General features: G+C 53.0%; 19 protein-coding genes and 1 other annotated feature. Of the genes, 10 read left to right on the forward strand and 9 right to left on the reverse strand.

Going from position 1 to position 15,327, the window contains the following annotated elements; all coding sequences use genetic code 11:
* Nucleotides 1-8: 8 nt before the first annotated feature.
* Nucleotides 9-133, reverse strand: a sequence feature (Phe leader region).
* From pheM to thrS, 5 genes are all read right to left on the reverse strand, one after another.
* A complete protein-coding gene (gene pheM / locus SK54_RS22565; protein ID WP_001386830.1) occupies nt 84-128 on the reverse strand; it encodes a pheST operon leader peptide PheM in 45 nt (14 codons plus the stop codon). Its footprint overlaps the feature before it by 45 nt.
* Before the next feature lie 116 nt (nt 134-249).
* Nucleotides 250-606 (reverse strand): 50S ribosomal protein L20, encoded by a 357-nt coding sequence (gene rplT, locus SK54_RS14570; protein WP_000124850.1) that lies wholly within the window; start codon nt 604-606, stop codon nt 250-252.
* A 50-nt stretch (nt 607-656) separates the two neighbouring features.
* A complete protein-coding gene (gene rpmI / locus SK54_RS14575) occupies nt 657-854 on the reverse strand; it encodes a 50S ribosomal protein L35 (protein ID WP_001124225.1) in 198 nt (65 codons plus the stop codon).
* 97 nt (nt 855-951) lie between these two features.
* Nucleotides 952-1,494 carry a translation initiation factor IF-3 gene (gene infC / locus SK54_RS14580; RefSeq protein WP_023616141.1) on the reverse strand — a complete coding sequence of 181 codons (543 nt, stop codon included), beginning with the start codon at nt 1,492-1,494 and terminating at the stop codon, nt 952-954.
* Between the two features lie 3 nt (nt 1,495-1,497).
* Nucleotides 1,498-3,426: a threonine--tRNA ligase gene (gene thrS / locus SK54_RS14585; RefSeq protein ID WP_003857814.1), complete on the reverse strand. Its 1,929-nt coding sequence runs from the start codon at nt 3,424-3,426 to the stop codon at nt 1,498-1,500.
* 321 nt (nt 3,427-3,747) lie between these two features.
* Here thrS and yncL point away from each other — a divergent pair, with 321 nt between their 5' ends.
* Nucleotides 3,748-3,840: a stress response membrane protein YncL gene (gene yncL / locus SK54_RS22070; protein ID WP_017384656.1), complete on the forward strand. Its 93-nt coding sequence runs from the start codon at nt 3,748-3,750 to the stop codon at nt 3,838-3,840.
* Nucleotides 3,841-3,938: 98 nt separating this feature from the next.
* Nucleotides 3,939-4,046 carry a small membrane protein YniD gene (yniD, locus tag SK54_RS22570; protein WP_003857815.1) on the forward strand — a complete coding sequence of 36 codons (108 nt, stop codon included), beginning with the start codon at nt 3,939-3,941 and terminating at the stop codon, nt 4,044-4,046.
* Between the two features lie 149 nt (nt 4,047-4,195).
* On the opposite strand, the gene SK54_RS14590 is transcribed toward yniD, so the two are convergent.
* Nucleotides 4,196-4,429 (reverse strand): YdgH/BhsA/McbA family protein, encoded by a 234-nt coding sequence (locus tag SK54_RS14590; protein WP_015570736.1) that lies wholly within the window; start codon nt 4,427-4,429, stop codon nt 4,196-4,198.
* A 263-nt stretch (nt 4,430-4,692) separates the two neighbouring features.
* Entirely contained in the window at nt 4,693-5,451 is a 759-nt protein-coding gene (locus SK54_RS14595; RefSeq protein WP_026080717.1) for a DUF481 domain-containing protein, read from the reverse strand.
* A 296-nt stretch (nt 5,452-5,747) separates the two neighbouring features.
* On the opposite strand from SK54_RS14595, the gene pfkB reads away from it, so the two are divergent.
* The 3 genes from pfkB (at nt 5,748) to SK54_RS14610 (ending at nt 8,028) form a co-directional block, all read left to right on the forward strand.
* Nucleotides 5,748-6,680 (forward strand): 6-phosphofructokinase II, encoded by a 933-nt coding sequence (gene pfkB, locus SK54_RS14600; protein ID WP_017693589.1) that lies wholly within the window; start codon nt 5,748-5,750, stop codon nt 6,678-6,680.
* A 91-nt stretch (nt 6,681-6,771) separates the two neighbouring features.
* Nucleotides 6,772-7,062 carry a type V toxin-antitoxin system endoribonuclease antitoxin GhoS gene (gene ghoS / locus SK54_RS14605; RefSeq protein WP_003857822.1) on the forward strand — a complete coding sequence of 97 codons (291 nt, stop codon included), beginning with the start codon at nt 6,772-6,774 and terminating at the stop codon, nt 7,060-7,062.
* 105 nt (nt 7,063-7,167) lie between these two features.
* The gene (locus tag SK54_RS14610; protein ID WP_017693590.1) at nt 7,168-8,028 is read left to right on the forward strand and encodes a fructosamine kinase family protein; all 861 of its coding nucleotides are present in this window, start codon (nt 7,168-7,170) and stop codon (nt 8,026-8,028) included.
* Between the two features lie 36 nt (nt 8,029-8,064).
* Here SK54_RS14610 and SK54_RS14615 read toward each other — a convergent pair whose 3' ends face one another.
* Entirely contained in the window at nt 8,065-8,601 is a 537-nt protein-coding gene (locus SK54_RS14615; protein ID WP_017693591.1) for a YniB family protein, read from the reverse strand.
* A gap of 141 nt (nt 8,602-8,742) precedes the next feature.
* Here SK54_RS14615 and hxpB point away from each other — a divergent pair, with 141 nt between their 5' ends.
* The 4 genes from hxpB to tcyP all read left to right on the forward strand — a co-directional run bounded on the left by hxpB (nt 8,743) and on the right by tcyP (nt 12,509).
* Nucleotides 8,743-9,414, forward strand: coding sequence for a hexitol phosphatase HxpB (gene hxpB, locus SK54_RS14620; RefSeq protein WP_003857825.1), 672 nt, complete (start codon nt 8,743-8,745; stop codon nt 9,412-9,414).
* 128 nt (nt 9,415-9,542) lie between these two features.
* Nucleotides 9,543-10,304: a 2-dehydro-3-deoxy-D-gluconate 5-dehydrogenase KduD gene (kduD, locus tag SK54_RS14625; RefSeq protein ID WP_017384658.1), complete on the forward strand. Its 762-nt coding sequence runs from the start codon at nt 9,543-9,545 to the stop codon at nt 10,302-10,304.
* Nucleotides 10,305-10,399: 95 nt separating this feature from the next.
* Nucleotides 10,400-10,990: a metal-dependent hydrolase gene (locus SK54_RS14630; protein WP_015570742.1), complete on the forward strand. Its 591-nt coding sequence runs from the start codon at nt 10,400-10,402 to the stop codon at nt 10,988-10,990.
* Between the two features lie 127 nt (nt 10,991-11,117).
* Nucleotides 11,118-12,509 (forward strand): cystine/sulfocysteine:cation symporter, encoded by a 1,392-nt coding sequence (gene tcyP / locus SK54_RS14635; protein WP_023296348.1) that lies wholly within the window; start codon nt 11,118-11,120, stop codon nt 12,507-12,509.
* Between the two features lie 48 nt (nt 12,510-12,557).
* On the opposite strand, the gene cedA is transcribed toward tcyP, so the two are convergent.
* Nucleotides 12,558-12,812, reverse strand: coding sequence for a cell division activator CedA (gene cedA, locus SK54_RS14640; protein WP_071524159.1), 255 nt, complete (start codon nt 12,810-12,812; stop codon nt 12,558-12,560).
* A gap of 187 nt (nt 12,813-12,999) precedes the next feature.
* Here cedA and katE point away from each other — a divergent pair, with 187 nt between their 5' ends.
* A complete protein-coding gene (katE, locus tag SK54_RS14645; protein ID WP_017693594.1) occupies nt 13,000-15,249 on the forward strand; it encodes a catalase HPII in 2,250 nt (749 codons plus the stop codon).
* The last annotated feature ends 78 nt before the right edge of the window (nt 15,250-15,327 follow it).

Genomic DNA, 15,327 nt, shown 5'->3' on the forward strand with positions numbered 1-15,327 from the left:
CTTCAGGCACAAAAAAAGCCTCCATCGGGAGGCTTATCTGGCGCTGTTTTTCGTTTCATCTTTCACGCGCTAGCCTCCTGAAGTCAGGTGCTAAAGTAAAAGAAGAAGCGGAAAATAGCAGCATTCATGCTTGCGTTACCTTGTAGGGTAAAAACCGTTAGACCTTATTGAAAAGCCTGCACGGATAAATGTCAATCTTCTGATGGTGTTAAATGAAAAGAGGAGGCAAAGCCCCCTCTCTCAACTGGCTTATGCCAGTGCTGCTTTCGCTTTTTCGACCAGAGCGGTGAACGCTACTTTGTCGAATACTGCGATGTCAGCCAGGATCTTACGGTCGATTTCAACAGAGGCTTTTTTCAGGCCGTTGATGAATTTGCTGTAAGAAATACCGTTCTGACGTGCTGCTGCGTTGATACGCGCAATCCACAGTTGACGGAACTGACGCTTACGCTGACGACGGTCACGGTAAGCGTACTGACCTGCTTTGATAACAGCCTGGAAGGCAACGCGGTATACGCGTGAACGCGCACCGTAGTAGCCTTTAGCTTGTTTCAAAATTTTCTTGTGACGTGCACGTGCAATTACACCACGTTTTACGCGAGCCATGTGTGCTCTCCTGTATCTATTCTAAGTTAAAAAAGTTAAACGTTAACGACTTATGCGTACGGCAGGCACGCAATGACCAGGCCCAGATCGCCTTTAGAAACCATGGCTTTTGGACGCAGGTGACGTTTACGCTTGGTAGCTTTCTTAGTCAGAATGTGACGCAGGTTAGCGTGCTTGTGCTTAAAACCACCTTTACCGGTTTTTTTGAAGCGCTTAGCAGCACCGCGTACGGTCTTAATTTTTGGCATTTTAATAACTTCCACTTCGCATTGTTAAATAAACGAAACATAGGCGAACAAAACCTATGGGGCCCGAAGGCTCCACAGATTTTGCTGCTTGAAGGCCTTACTGTTTCTTCTTAGGAGCGAGCACCATGATCATCTGGCGGCCTTCGATCTTCGTAGGGAAGGATTCGACTACTGCCAGTTCACTCAGATCGTCACGGACGCGGTTAAGCACTTCCATACCAATCTGTTGGTGGGCCATCTCACGACCGCGGAAACGCAGCGTGATCTTGGCCTTATCGCCATCTTCCAGAAAGCGAATCAGGCTGCGGAGTTTTACCTGATAATCGCCATCGTCGGTACCAGGACGGAATTTAATTTCCTTAACCTGGATAACTTTTTGCTTCTTCTTCTGTTCCTTAGAAGACTTACTCTTTTCATAAAGGAACTTGCCGTAGTCCATGATACGACAAACTGGCGGTTCGGCGTTAGGGCTGATTTCAACTAAATCTACTCCAGCTTCTTCAGCCTTTTCGATCGCTTCTCTCAGACTCACAATCCCCAGCTGCTCGCCTTCCAGACCTGTTAAGCGAACTTCCTGGGCGCGAATCTCGCCATTGATACGATTCGGACGTGCCGTTTGAACTCGTTTTCCGCCTTTAATACCTTATTCCTCCAGTTGTTGAAGACTGCGGCTGCGAATCTCTTGTTGCAGCTTCTCAATCACTTCACTTACGTCCAGGCTCCCCAGGTCTTTACCACGGCGGGTGCGAACGGCAACTTTGCCTGCTTCCACCTCTTTATCACCACAGACCAACATATACGGGACACGACGTAAAGTGTGCTCGCGGATTTTAAAGCCAATCTTCTCATTTCTCAAGTCTGCTTTTACGCGAATGCCCGCATTTTGTAGTTTCTGCGTCAATTCTTTAACGTAATCCGCCTGAGAATCGGTAATGTTCATCACCACTACCTGCACTGGCGCAAGCCAGGTTGGGAAGAAGCCCGCGAACTCTTCGGTCAGGATGCCGATGAAGCGCTCCAGTGAACCGAGAATCGCACGGTGAATCATAACCGGCACCTGACGCTCGTTGTCTTCGCCAACATAAGAGGCGCTTAAACGCTGCGGCAGGGAGAAGTCCAGCTGTACCGTTCCGCACTGCCATGCGCGATCGAGGCAGTCATACAGGGTAAATTCAATTTTCGGACCGTAGAATGCGCCCTCGCCCAGCTGGTATTCGAACGGAATACCGTTCTCTTCCAGCGCGACGGCGAGATCCGCCTCTGCGCGATCCCATGTCTCATCGCTGCCGATACGTTTTTCCGGACGCGTTGAGAGTTTGACCACGATCTTCTCGAAGCCAAAGGTGCTGTACATATCGTAGACCATACGAATACAGGCGTTAACTTCTTCACGGACCTGATCTTCAGTACAGAAGATATGCGCATCATCCTGAGTAAAGCCACGAACACGCATCAGACCGTGCAGCGCACCTGATGGCTCGTTACGGTGGCAGCTACCGAATTCCGCCATACGCAGCGGCAGATCGCGGTAGGATTTCAGACCCTGGTTGAAGATCTGAACGTGGCCCGGGCAGTTCATTGGCTTGATGCAGTATTCACGGTTCTCAGACGAAGTGGTGAACATCGCATCTTTGTAGTTGTCCCAGTGGCCGGTTTTTTCCCACAGCACACGGTCCATCATGAACGGGCCTTTCACTTCCTGGTACTGGTACTCTTTCAGCTTGGAGCGCACGAACGTTTCCAGTTCACGGAAGATAGTCCAGCCGTCGTTATGCCAGAACACCATCCCCGGCGCTTCTTCCTGCATATGATACAGGTCAAGCTGCTTACCGATTTTACGGTGGTCACGCTTAGCCGCCTCTTCCAGGCGTTGCAGGTACGCGTTCAGGGCCTTCTTATCGGCCCACGCGGTGCCATAAATACGCTGCAACATTTTGTTGTTGCTGTCGCCACGCCAGTAAGCGCCTGCGATTTTCATCAGTTTGAAGTGATGACAGAAGCGCATGTTCGGCACGTGCGGTCCACGGCACATGTCGACGTATTCCTGGTGATGGTACAAGCCAGGCTTGTCATCATGAGCGATGTTTTCATCAAGAATCGAGACTTTGTAGCTCTCGCCGCGCTTCACGAAGGTTTCACGCGCTTCGTGCCAGCTGACTTTCTTCTTAATGACGTCATAGTTGGTTTCGGCGAGCTCGTGCATTCGTTTCTCGAGCGCGTCGATATCTTCCTGAGTCAGGGTGTGGTCAAGGTCAACGTCGTAGTAGAAACCGTTGTCGATAACCGGGCCGATCGCCATTTTGGTGTTTGGCCACAGCTGCTTAATAGCATGGCCTAACAGGTGCGCACAGGAGTGACGAATGATCTCCAGACCTTCTTCGTCTTTCGCGGTGATGATCGCAAGCGTTGCATCGCTTTCAATCAGATCGGACGCGTCTACCAGCTCACCGTTTACGCGACCTGCGATGGTTGCTTTTGCAAGTCCAGGACCGATATCCAGGGCAACATCCATTGGGCTAACAGCATGGTCGAAATGGCGTTGGCTGCCATCAGGAAGAGTAATTACAGGCATTTTATATCCTTATTTGCAGTGATGCCCCACACATAAGAGCATATACAAAGAAAATAATCGTGATTAAACAGTAGATTACGAAACCATCTGACCAACAATCGTCAAATTGGTTCGTCATCATGCACCTGCCGATTCAGATAAATGCGAATTTACGGCAAGCAGGGTAATGGTAACACTATTGAAAGGGCGAATGCACCTTCTGCGACCGTTTGAACCGTTCATCCTTTTGTCTGCGTTCATGAACTTTTGCTGACGGAGGCTCGCAATCCGAAAGTGCTGAGCTATTCTTGACTTGGTCCTTAAACATCGAAGGGGTATCACATGAATGTATCCAGCAAAACCGTTGTGATATTGAATCTACTTTCCGCTGCTTGCCTGGTATTGATTCTGGCTGACAGATTCCATTGGTTTTAAGCCGAACCGGTGTTCCGGCATAACCTGTTGTCCAGGGTTGAGCGCTTTCTGGCGCAGATTTTGGTAGACTAAGGGTATCAACTGACAAGGATTAGGTTATGCCAACAAAAAGATTTGCCGTGAAGCACTGGAAAATGGTCGTGGTGTTAATTGCTATTTGCGGCGCGATGTTGCTGCTGCGCTGGGCCGCAATGATCTGGGGCTAATATTTTGTCAGCGAAAACGTGCCGTGAATTTACTGAATAAATCTTAACTATCTTTACGATAATTTATGGTCCAAAACCGGTACGTCATAATCCGGTTTTCGACAGGCTGTGACAGCGTATATATTCCGTCACACGTGGCAGTTGAAATATCAGGACCACTCACCCGCCACCAGCTTGTGTACATCAAATGCATCATTCATTGACTGGCCGGTAGACTGAGAGCCAGGGGCAATGTTGGAGCCTGCTTCTACATCCGAGGCTTTAGCGATCCCGATTGGGCTGTTAACGTCACTGGCAGGTTGCGTCATATTATCAGCAGCAAATACGCCAAATGAAAGTGCGGAAAGCACCATCGCTGCTGTAGCGGTTTTGATTTTTTTCATAATTTTATTCTCATACTTATTTAATGCGATATGCCTGAGGCGAGTTTTTCGCCTGTGCCGTAAGTGTAGATCTGGATCACATTCTTGCCTAGTCAAATTATTTATCAATTCGTGTCAAATAAACTGAATAAGCCCTGGCCGGCTAATTATGGAGAAATTATGAAGATGAAACCAGACCCATTATTTTAAAACGCCGTTTAATATAAATAAGCACAGTTTCAGAAAATAAAAAACGGGCCGAGAATAATCCCGGCCCGACGATATTACATTTTATAACCTAAAGAAATCGTGGTTCGGCGATCGGTATGTTCCGGTGCAGAATCAGGTGGTGATGAGTTCCAGGTTACGTTGTACGCCACCTTGAGTCCAAAGTGTTCGTTGATGGCCACGTTCAACGCACTTTCTGAGTTCAGCGTTGTATCTTCAGCACCAAACACCGACACACCCTGGGTGAATTTTGCGTTGTCCGTCATCTGCCATGCATAGGTGCCCGATGCATAACCCAGCGGCTGGGTTTCATCTTCGCCGTTGGTGTACTCGTCGTAACGGACACCCGGACCGAATTCAAAACGCAGGCTGTGCACCGGCCCATTGAGGAACTGACGACCATAACCCGCAGTTACGACATCACGCTGGCGATAGCCGTTGTAGCGGTCAGTCAGCCAACTCGCCTGCCCGAACAGGTAGTCATAATCGGTCATGTTGTATCGGCTACGTCCGCCTACCGCGTATTTCTCCGATGAGCGTTGATCGTTAGCAGAGGTGTTGCTGGCATTTCCCCACAGCGACCAGGCCGTGGTGTTGCCGTACCAGGTCAGGGTGCTGTCTGCGGTCAGGGAGGAGCTTTTCGTATTACCGGATTGCGCCAGATACCCGGCATTCACGTTACCTTCAAAGGGTTTTTTGGCAGTGGAGGGATCGTCCATGACAGTAAAAACGGTATCATCGGCGGTTGCATTCAGTGACGCAAATACGCCACCCGCCAGCATCAGTGCTGCGGGTACTGTCTTCAAAAGCTTCATTTTATTTAAGGAGTCCGTACAACATAAAAAGAGACCGTCACGGTCTCGGAAACTTTCTTGCGGATCAATGACAAGGCGACCATAGAAAGGTAACAAATTATAAAAAGCCGCAAATAACATAGCAATATTTTCTTCTTTCATTTTTTGAATAAGAACGATCCCAAAACGTGTTTTATTTTATATGCCCGGCGCAGGTTATTTGTCAGCATTCATATTTAAAATCATACTGTTATTTACGTTGCCTTCCTGCCAAACGGTGCCAGGCTTAAAAGAACCCATGATAAAAGGAGGTCATGATGGCTTCGATTTATACGCTGACACTCTCCCCTTCCCTCGACTCCGCGACCATGACGCCGCAAATCTACCCGGAAGGTAAGCTGCGCTGTAGCGCGCCGGTGTTTGAGCCGGGCGGCGGCGGCATTAACGTGGCGCGCGCCATTACCCATCTCGGCGGAAAAGCCACCGCCATCTTCCCCGCTGGCGGCGCCACGGGAGAACATCTGGTGGCGTTGCTGGCAGATGAACAGGTTGCCGTAGACACCGTCGACGCTAAAGACTGGACCCGGCAGAACCTGCATGTCCATGTTGAATCCAGCGGCGAGCAATATCGTTTTGTGATGCCGGGGGCGAAATTGAGCGATGATGAGTTTCGTCAACTGGAAGAGAAAGTGCTGACCATTGAAAGCGGCTCATTACTGGTGATCAGCGGCAGCCTGCCGCCGGGCGTCAAAACAGAAAAACTGACGGCGCTGGTTCAGGCGGCGCTCCAGCGCGGCATCCGCTGCATTGTCGATAGCTCGGGCGAAGCCCTGAAGGCGGCGTTAGAACCCGGACAACTTGAACTCGTTAAACCTAACCAGAAAGAGCTCAGTGCCCTGGTTAATCGAGAACTCAGCCAGCCTGATGACGTTCGTACTGCCGCAGAAGAGCTGGTACGTACGGGCAAAGCGCATCGCGTTGTGGTCTCTCTCGGTCCTCAGGGTGCGCTGGCCGTCGACAAGACGGGCTTTGTACAGGTTGTGCCACCGCCGATGAAAAGCCAGAGCACCGTGGGTGCCGGTGACAGTATGGTTGGCGCGATGGTGCTGAAGCTAGCGCAGGGCGCTTCGCTTCTGGAGATGGCACGCTATGGCGTCGCGGCAGGGAGTGCAGCCACCATAAACCAGGGAACGCGTCTGTGTTCGCTTGCGGATACCCAGAAAATTGTCGATTACCTGGCGAGAAGCTGAACCTGCTTCCCCTTCCCATGGAGGGGGAAGTCGCTAAACAGGGCATATCGACTATGCTAAGAAAACTTTCAGGATAACAACGAGGTGAATTATGAGCAGTGGTGATATCACCCGCTACGTCGTAACCGTGAATATTCATGAGGCGTCGCTGACCGAACTTAATGAACTCAACAACGCGTTCACGCGCGCCAATTTTCTGCTCACGTTGACGGACGATGAGGGCAATATCCACGATCTCGGCTCACTGGCATTTGGCCTGATAAGCCCGCTGAGTCAGGAAGAGGTGAAGGCGCTGGCCAGTAGCCTGGTGGAAAGCGTGACTGACAAAGCCACGGAAATTGATGTGGATAGCTGGGAAAACTGGCATAAAAAAGAACAATAAGTGCCCTGTACAAAATTAAACCGCTCAGTTGTGCGTTAGTTCCTGTTTTTTTATAGCCGTTTTGCGCTAACTTTATGATCTGGCAGACAACATGGGAGAGACATCATGTGGCAGGCTATCAGTCATCTTTTAAGTGAGCAGCTGGGTGAAGGTGAAATTGAACTGCGTAACGAACTGCCAGGCGGAGAGATCCATGCCGCATGGCATTTACGTTACGCCGGGCGCGATCTTTTCGTTAAATGTGATGAGCGTGAATTGCTCCCCATTTTTACTGCCGAAGCCGATCAGCTTGAGCTGTTATCGCGCAGTAAAACAGTCACCGTTCCGCAGGTATTAGCCGTCGGCAGCGATCGTGACTATAGCTTTCTGGTGATGAACTATCTTCCCGCGCGCCCTCTGGATGCGCACAACGCCTTTATTCTCGGGCAACAGATCGCCCGTTTGCACCAGTGGAGCGATCAACCTCAGTTCGGGCTCGATTTTGATAACGACCTCTCCACTACCCCACAGCCAAACGCATGGCAGCGCCGTTGGTCGACCTTTTTCGCCGAGCAGCGCATCGGCTGGCAGCTGGAGCTGGCCGCTGAAAAGGGATTAGCGTTCGGCAACATCGACGCGATTGTTGAACACATTCAGCAGCGTCTGGCTTCGCATCAGCCTCAGGCTTCCCTTCTGCACGGAGATTTATGGTCAAACAACTGTGCACTTGGGCCTGATGGTCCCTATATATTTGACCCGGCCTGCTACTGGGGCGACAGAGAATGTGACCTCGCAATGCTGCCGTTGCACTCTGAACAGCCGCCGCAAATTTATGATGGCTATCAGTCTGTCTCGCCGTTACCTGCGGGTTTCCTTGATCGTCAGCCGGTTTATCAGCTGTACACCTTGATAAACCGGGCTATTTTGTTTGGCGGGAGTCATCTGGTGAATGCCCAGCGGGCGCTGGACCGCATTCTGGCGGCATAGCGGGAGGGGGCGGCTTCACGCCCCTTCCCTTAGGATTTACAGGAAGCCAAGCAGCGTAAAGAAGAAATACCCGGCCACAATGATAATGACCGGCAGGATGTAGAGCGGGAAAAACTGCACAAAAATGGTATGACGCGGAACGACAATGCGCGATTCGATCTGCTCGCGGCTCATCCCGTCAGGGCCTTTCGCCTTCTCAAGGATCAGCTGGTCTTCCACCCCTTCGCGCAAAAAGCGGGTCTGGCGACTCATGCGCGCGCCGGAAGCCTGCAACGCCATCGCGATAAATATCAACGCATAGATTATCCAGAAACCGACATTCAGCTGGTGGTGAAAATCCGGCGTGGGCGAGTTGAACCAGAAGACGTTCAGGAACGGGGTGTTAAACCGCATCATCTCAATCATGACGTGCGCAAAATCAAGCATGACGGCATTGATGCCCGGCTGTTTTTCGCTGTGATCGTACATAAATTTGAGTACGGAGATCAGCGTTGAAATCAGGGCGGGAATGAAAATAACCCAACCAGCAATACGTTTTAAGGCCGCGATGCGTCCAGCTTGTTGATACGTCATTAGTTCCTCTTCATAAAGACGCGTTATTTGTGCCTAAGTCTACCTGCTGTCGGTCATTTTCGCCCGCTCTTTGAATGCAATATGCTAAATTGCTTGTGCTTAGCACCGTTTGTCTTACCCCCAAGATAAGGAGATGTTGTAATGTCGACCCCGCGCCAGATACTTGCCGCTATTTTTGACATGGATGGATTGCTGATTGATTCCGAACCCCTGTGGGATCGGGCTGAACTGGACGTGATGGCCAGCCTCGGCGTCGATATCAGTCGTCGTAACGAGCTTCCCGATACCCTGGGGCTGCGCATCGATATGGTGGTTGACCTCTGGTATGCCCACCAGCCATGGGTTGGCCCGGATCGCGACGAAGTAACGGCGCGCATTATCAACCGCGCTATCTCCCTCGTAGAAGAGTATAAGCCGCTGTTACCGGGCGTACGCGACGCTATCGCCCTGTGCAAGGCGCAAGGGCTGAAAGTGGGGCTGGCCTCCGCCTCACCGCTGCATATGCTGGAAAAAGTGCTGACGATGTTCGGGCTGCGCGACAGTTTCGACGCGCTGGCCTCGGCCGAAAAGCTTCCTTACAGCAAGCCACATCCGCAGGTATATATGGACTGCGCCGCGAAACTGGGGCTGGATCCACTTACCTGTGTGGCGCTGGAAGATTCGGTTAACGGCATGGTGGCGTCCAAAGCCGCTCGTATGCGCTCCATTGTTGTGCCGGCTGAAGAAGGCCGACACGATCCCCGTTTTGCCCTCGCGGACGTCAGGCTGACGTCTCTTGAAGAATTGACTGCCCGCCATCTGCGCGGGGAGTAACGCTCTTTCAGGCAGCTTCGGCTGCCTGTCTCGCCAAATCAAAACAACGTTTTACTTTATTTGCTTTTCTCATTCCAGACTCCTATTCTTACGTGCAGAATGACAATAACCTGACTTCTGAGGCGCGTATGATACTGGATGCTTTTACTCTGGCAGGAAAAGTGGCGATGGTGACCGGGTGCGATACCGGTCTGGGGCAAGGTATGGCCATTGCCCTCGCCCAGGCAGGATGCGATATCGTGGGGGTTAACCGCAAGGTTCCTGACGAAACGGCAGCGCGCGTTACGGCGCTGGGACGACGCTTTATCGCGATTCGCGCCGATCTTGGCAAGCAGGAGAGTATTCAGAGCGTGGTGGATACCGCAGTCGCTGAGATGGGCCGCATCGATATTCTGGTTAACAATGCCGGCACCATCCGCCGTGCCGATGCGCTGGAATTTAGCGAGAAGGACTGGGACGAGGTCATCGATCTCAATCTGAAATCGGTCTTTTTCCTCTCTCAGGCAGTGGCGAAACAGTTTATCGCGCAGGGTCAGGGCGGCAAGATTATTAACATTGCCTCCATGCTCTCCTTCCAGGGCGGCATCCGGGTGCCCTCCTATACGGCGTCCAAAAGCGGCGTGCTGGGCCTCACCCGCCTGCTGGCGAACGAATGGGCAACGCTGGGCATTAATGTGAATGCTATTGCGCCGGGTTACATGGCGACCAATAACACCCGGCAGCTTCGCGATGATGAGCAGCGCAGCCAGGCGATCCTCGACCGTATTCCGGCGGGTCGCTGGGGTCTGCCGGAGGATTTACAGGGTCCGGTGGTGTTCCTGGCCTCGTCGGCCTCTGATTACGTTAACGGTCATACCCTCGCCGTAGACGGTGGCTGGCTGGCGCGCTAACCGTGCGTTTGTGACAAAGAGTTACACCGTCACCTCTTTCACACACTGTATAAAAACCCTATACTGTATGAATCGACAGTTTACCGGGTTTTATCATGACGGCGGAAGGCCACCTGCTTTTTTCACTTGCCTGTGCAGTGTTTGCCAAAAACGCTGAACTGACCCCTGTGCTGGCACAGGGGGACTGGTGGCATATTGTCCCTTCCGCCGTGCTGACCTGCCTCCTGCCGGACATAGATCATCCAAAGTCATTCCTTGGCCAGCGGCTGAAGTGGATTTCAAAACCCATCGCCAGAGCCTTTGGCCATCGCGGGTTTACCCACAGCCTGCTGGCCGTATTCGGCCTGCTTACACTCTTCTATTTGAAGGTTCCGGAGAGCTGGATCGTCCCGGCGGATGCCATTCAGGGCATGGTGCTCGGCTACTTAAGCCATATCCTCGCCGATATGCTGACGCCAGCGGGCGTACCGCTGCTCTGGCCCTGCCGCTGGCGTTTCCGTCTGCCAATCCTCGTGCCGCAAAAAGGCAACCAGCTGGAGCGCGTTCTGTGTATGGCGCTGTTTGCGTATGCCGTGTGGATGCCGCAGACATTGCCCGAAAATGGTGCAGTGCGCTGGTCATCGCAAATGATCAACTCGCTACAATTTCAGTTCAATCGTTTTATTAATCACCAGATTGAACATTAAACCGGCAATATAATCACTTTTGTCATAAACCATTCCATATGGATATAAGCGCGACATCACACTTCTGATAACCTTGCGCCAACAGGTTCGGTAAAAACCGACCGTATAATAAATCAGGAGAACGGGGATGAATTTTCCACTCATCGCGAACATTGTTGTGTTCGTCGTATTGCTATTGCTTCTCGCCCAGGCTCGCCACAAACAGTGGAGCCTGGCGAAAAAGGTACTGGTCGGTCTGGTCATGGGCGTGGTGTTTGGCCTGGCCTTACACGCCATTTACGGCTCCGATAGCCCGGTACTGAAAGATTCTATTCAGTGGTTCAACATTGTCGGTAACGGCTATGTACAGCTGCTGCAAATGATCGTTATGCCGCTGGTATTCGCCTCTATTCTGAGCGCCGTAGCCCGCCTGCATAATGCCTCTCAACTGGGTAAAATCAGTTTCCTGACCATTGGTACCCTGCTCTTCACCACGCTGATTGCGGCGCTGGTGGGTGTGCTGGTAACCAATCTGTTTGGCCTGACTGCTGAAGGTCTGGTGCAGGGTAGCGCTGAAACCGCGCGTCTGACGGCGATTGAGACCAACTACGTGGGTAAAGTGGCCGATCTGACCGTTCCGCAGATGGTGCTCTCCTTCATTCCGAAGAACCCGTTCGCTGACCTGACCGGTGCAAGCCCAACCTCCATTATCAGCGTGGTGATCTTCGCGGCATTCCTGGGCGTGGCTGCGCTCAAGCTGCTGAAGGACGATGTGCCGAAAGGCGAGCGCGTTCTGACGGCCATCGATACCTTGCAAAGCTGGGTGATGAAGCTGGTGCGTCTGGTCATGCAGCTGACGCCGTACGGTGTCCTGGCGCTGATGACCAAAGTCGTGGCAGGCTCTAACCTGCAAGACATCATCAAGCTTGGCAGCTTTGTGATCGCCTCTTATCTGGGGCTGGGCATTATGTTTGTGGTGCACGGTATCCTGCTGGGCGTGAACGGCGTTAGCCCGCTGAAATATTTCCGCAAAGTCTGGCCGGTGCTGACCTTCGCCTTCACCAGCCGTTCCAGCGCGGCATCTATCCCGCTGAACGTGGAAGCACAGACCCGTCGTCTGGGCGTACCGGAGTCTATCGCCAGCTTCTCGGCCTCCTTTGGCGCCACCATCGGGCAGAACGGCTGTGCGGGTCTCTACCCGGCGATGCTGGCCGTGATGGTTGCCCCAACCGTGGGGATTAACCCGCTGGATCCGGTCTGGATTGCGACGCTGGTGGGTATCGTGACCATTAGCTCCGCCGGTGTTGCGGGCGTGGGCGGCGGCGCGACCTTCGCTGCGCTGATCGTTCTGCCTGCGCTGGGACTGCCGGTGACGCTGGTTGCCCTGCTGATCTCTGTTGAACCGCTGATCGATATGGGGCGTACCGCCCTGAACGTGAGTGGCTCAATGACCGCCGGTACCCTGACCAGCCAGTGGCTGAAGCAGACCGACAAAACGATTCTCGACAGTGAAGAAGATGCGGAACTGGCCCATCGTTAATCACGGCTGAAATAAAAAAACCGCCTGCGGGCGGTTTTTTTATGGCTGTTATTCTTCAACCTCTTCATCCTGGCGGGTCTGCACAGCCCATCGCTGCGCCGATTCCGGCACCGTAAACGCAGGGGAGCGACGGAAGTGCTCGCCAATCAGCACGAAGGCAACGTATTTACCCCGTAACATCCAGACATCGCGAAAACCATCCACTTTCAGGGCATGGTCAGGCGGCGCGGGTTCAACGCGGGGCACATAGCTAATAACCTGGCGGTTTTGTTGACGAAGAGGTTTCATAAGCGACGGGTTCACTAAAGCAAATTCTTAAAGCAGGAAATTTCTATCATAGCCGATTCTCCCCCCACCCGTCGCGCCTGACGTGAGGCAGATGGCTCCTTTCGCTAATCACTTATCTGAAAACGCTTAGTTCGCCTGCTAATTCATCACATTGTTCTATCCTTAATAGGGTTTTCAGGAACGAACAAAGGAGAATCGTGCAATGTCGAACAATGATAAACCACATCAAGCCCCTATTCATGGCACCGAAGAATCTCAACCGGGAATGGACTCACTCGCCCCTGCGGATGGCTCTCATAAACCGTCGCCGGGCCTGTCCGCGCCGGGCGAGCAACCTACTGCACCGGGAAGCATGAAGTCACCCGATGCGGACAACGAGAAGTTAAAATCTCTCGACCCGCACCGCAAAGGGGGTGAAGGCTATGCGCTGACCACCAATCAGGGCGTGCGCATCGCCGATGACCAGAACTCCCTGCGCGCCGGAACGCGCGGCCCGACGCTGCTGGAAGATTTCATCCTGCGGGAAAAAATCACCCATTTCGACCATGAGCGTATTCCTGAGCGTATCGTTCACGCTCGCGGCTCCGCGGCGCACGGCTATTTCCAGCCGTACAAGAGCCTGAAGGCGATCACGAAGGCGGATTTCCTTTCCGACCCGAACAAAATCACACCGGTATTTGTGCGCTTCTCTACCGTACAGGGCGGCGCGGGTTCGGCCGATACGGTGCGTGATATCCGCGGCTTCGCCACCAAATTCTATACCGAAGAGGGCATTTTCGACCTCGTCGGGAATAACACCCCGGTTTTCTTCATTCAGGATGCGCATAAGTTCCCTGACTTTGTCCATGCGGTAAAACCAGAGCCACACTGGGCCATACCGCAGGGACAAAGTGCGCATGACACCTTCTGGGACTACGTCTCCCTGCAACCGGAAACCCTTCACAACGTGATGTGGGCGATGTCTGACCGGGGGATCCCACGCAGCTATCGCACCATGGAAGGGTTTGGTATTCATACCTTCCGTCTGATTAACGCTGAAGGTAAAGCGACGTTTGTGCGTTTCCACTGGAAACCGGTCGCGGGGAAAGCATCCCTGGTGTGGGATGAAGCACAGAAGCTGACCGGGCGCGATCCGGACTTCCACCGTCGCGAACTGTGGGAATCCATTGAAGCCGGTGATTTCCCGGAATACGAGCTGGGATTACAGCTGATCCCGGAAGAGGACGAGTTCAAATTCGACTTCGACCTGCTCGACCCGACCAAGCTTATTCCTGAAGAGCTGGTGCCGGTTCAGCTGGTGGGCAAAATGGTGCTTAACCGCAACCCGGATAACTTCTTCGCGGAGAATGAGCAGGCTGCGTTCCACCCGGGCCATATTGTGCCGGGGCTGGATTTCACCAACGATCCGCTGCTACAGGGCCGTCTGTTCTCTTACACCGATACGCAGATCAGCCGTCTCGGTGGACCGAACTTCCACGAAATTCCTATCAACCGTCCGACCTGCCCGTACCATAACTTCCAGCGTGACGGGATGCATCGCCAGGATATCGATACCAACCCGGCGAACTACGAGCCAAACTCCATTAACGATAACTGGCCGCGTGAAACCCCGCCGGGGCCAAAACGTGGCGGATTTGAGTCGTATCAGGAGCGCGTGGACGGAACAAAAATTCGCGAGCGCAGCCCGTCATTCGGCGAATATTACGCTCAGCCTCGCCTGTTCTGGAACAGCCAGACCCCAATTGAACAGCAGCACATTATCGGCGGTTTCAGCTTTGAGCTGAGCAAAGTGGTGCGTACCTACATTCGCGAGCGCGTGGTCGACCATCTGGCGCATATTGATATCCAGCTTGCTCAGGGCGTGGCGAATAATCTCGGCATCACGCTGACTGACGAGCAATGCCATGCCGCACCGCCAAAAGACGTGAACGGGCTGAAGAAGGATCCGTCCCTGAGCCTGTACGCGGTACCTGGCGGGTCAATTAAAGGCCGCGTAGTGGCTATCCTGCTGAATGATAAACCGCGCGCCAGCGACGTGCTGGGGATCATGAAGGCGCTCAAAACCCAGGGCGTACATGCCAAACTGCTTTACTCCCGCATGGGTGAAGTGACAGCCGACGATGGCTCTGTCCTGCCAATTGCCGCGACCTTCGCCGGGGCACCGTCGCTGACGGTTGACGCGGTGATTATGCCGTGCGGCGACGTTGAGAGCCTGCTCGGTAACGGTGATGCCGCCTATTATCTGCTGGAAGCCTATAAGCACCTGAAGCCAATCGCCCTGGCAGGCGATGCGCGGAAGTTTAAATCTCTGCTGAAGGTACCGGATCAAGGGGAAGAAGGCATTGTCGAAGGTGATAACATTGACGATGCGTTTATGACCCGGTTGTTTGACCTGCTTGCCGCCCACCGCGTGTGGTCGCGCAGCAGTAAGATTGACCAGATACCGGCGTAAAAAAAAGCCGGGTGGCGCTGCGCTTACCCGGCCTACATTTCGATTGCTTTTGTAGGCCCGGTAAGGCGAAGCCGCCAC

Source organism: Enterobacter sp. MGH120 (genome assembly GCF_001037725.1).
Classification (GTDB): Bacteria; Pseudomonadota; Gammaproteobacteria; order Enterobacterales; family Enterobacteriaceae; genus Enterobacter; species Enterobacter hormaechei_C.

Coding starts and splice junctions, on each gene's coding strand:
- SK54_RS14590 (WP_015570736.1), bottom strand. CDS start 4,429: ATGAAAAAAATCAAAACCGCTACAGCAGCGATGGTGCTTTCCGCACTT.
- pfkB (WP_017693589.1), top strand. CDS start 5,748: ATGGCTTCGATTTATACGCTGACACTCTCCCCTTCCCTCGACTCCGCG.
- rpmI (WP_001124225.1), bottom strand. CDS start 854: ATGCCAAAAATTAAGACCGTACGCGGTGCTGCTAAGCGCTTCAAAAAA.
- SK54_RS14595 (WP_026080717.1), bottom strand. CDS start 5,451: ATGAAGCTTTTGAAGACAGTACCCGCAGCACTGATGCTGGCGGGTGGC.
- yncL (WP_017384656.1), top strand. CDS start 3,748: ATGAATGTATCCAGCAAAACCGTTGTGATATTGAATCTACTTTCCGCT.
- SK54_RS14630 (WP_015570742.1), top strand. CDS start 10,400: ATGACGGCGGAAGGCCACCTGCTTTTTTCACTTGCCTGTGCAGTGTTT.
- ghoS (WP_003857822.1), top strand. CDS start 6,772: ATGAGCAGTGGTGATATCACCCGCTACGTCGTAACCGTGAATATTCAT.
- katE (WP_017693594.1), top strand. CDS start 13,000: ATGTCGAACAATGATAAACCACATCAAGCCCCTATTCATGGCACCGAA.
- SK54_RS14615 (WP_017693591.1), bottom strand. CDS start 8,601: ATGACGTATCAACAAGCTGGACGCATCGCGGCCTTAAAACGTATTGCT.
- thrS (WP_003857814.1), bottom strand. CDS start 3,426: ATGCCTGTAATTACTCTTCCTGATGGCAGCCAACGCCATTTCGACCAT.
- SK54_RS14610 (WP_017693590.1), top strand. CDS start 7,168: ATGTGGCAGGCTATCAGTCATCTTTTAAGTGAGCAGCTGGGTGAAGGT.
- kduD (WP_017384658.1), top strand. CDS start 9,543: ATGATACTGGATGCTTTTACTCTGGCAGGAAAAGTGGCGATGGTGACC.
- rplT (WP_000124850.1), bottom strand. CDS start 606: ATGGCTCGCGTAAAACGTGGTGTAATTGCACGTGCACGTCACAAGAAA.
- yniD (WP_003857815.1), top strand. CDS start 3,939: ATGCCAACAAAAAGATTTGCCGTGAAGCACTGGAAAATGGTCGTGGTG.
- hxpB (WP_003857825.1), top strand. CDS start 8,743: ATGTCGACCCCGCGCCAGATACTTGCCGCTATTTTTGACATGGATGGA.
- tcyP (WP_023296348.1), top strand. CDS start 11,118: ATGAATTTTCCACTCATCGCGAACATTGTTGTGTTCGTCGTATTGCTA.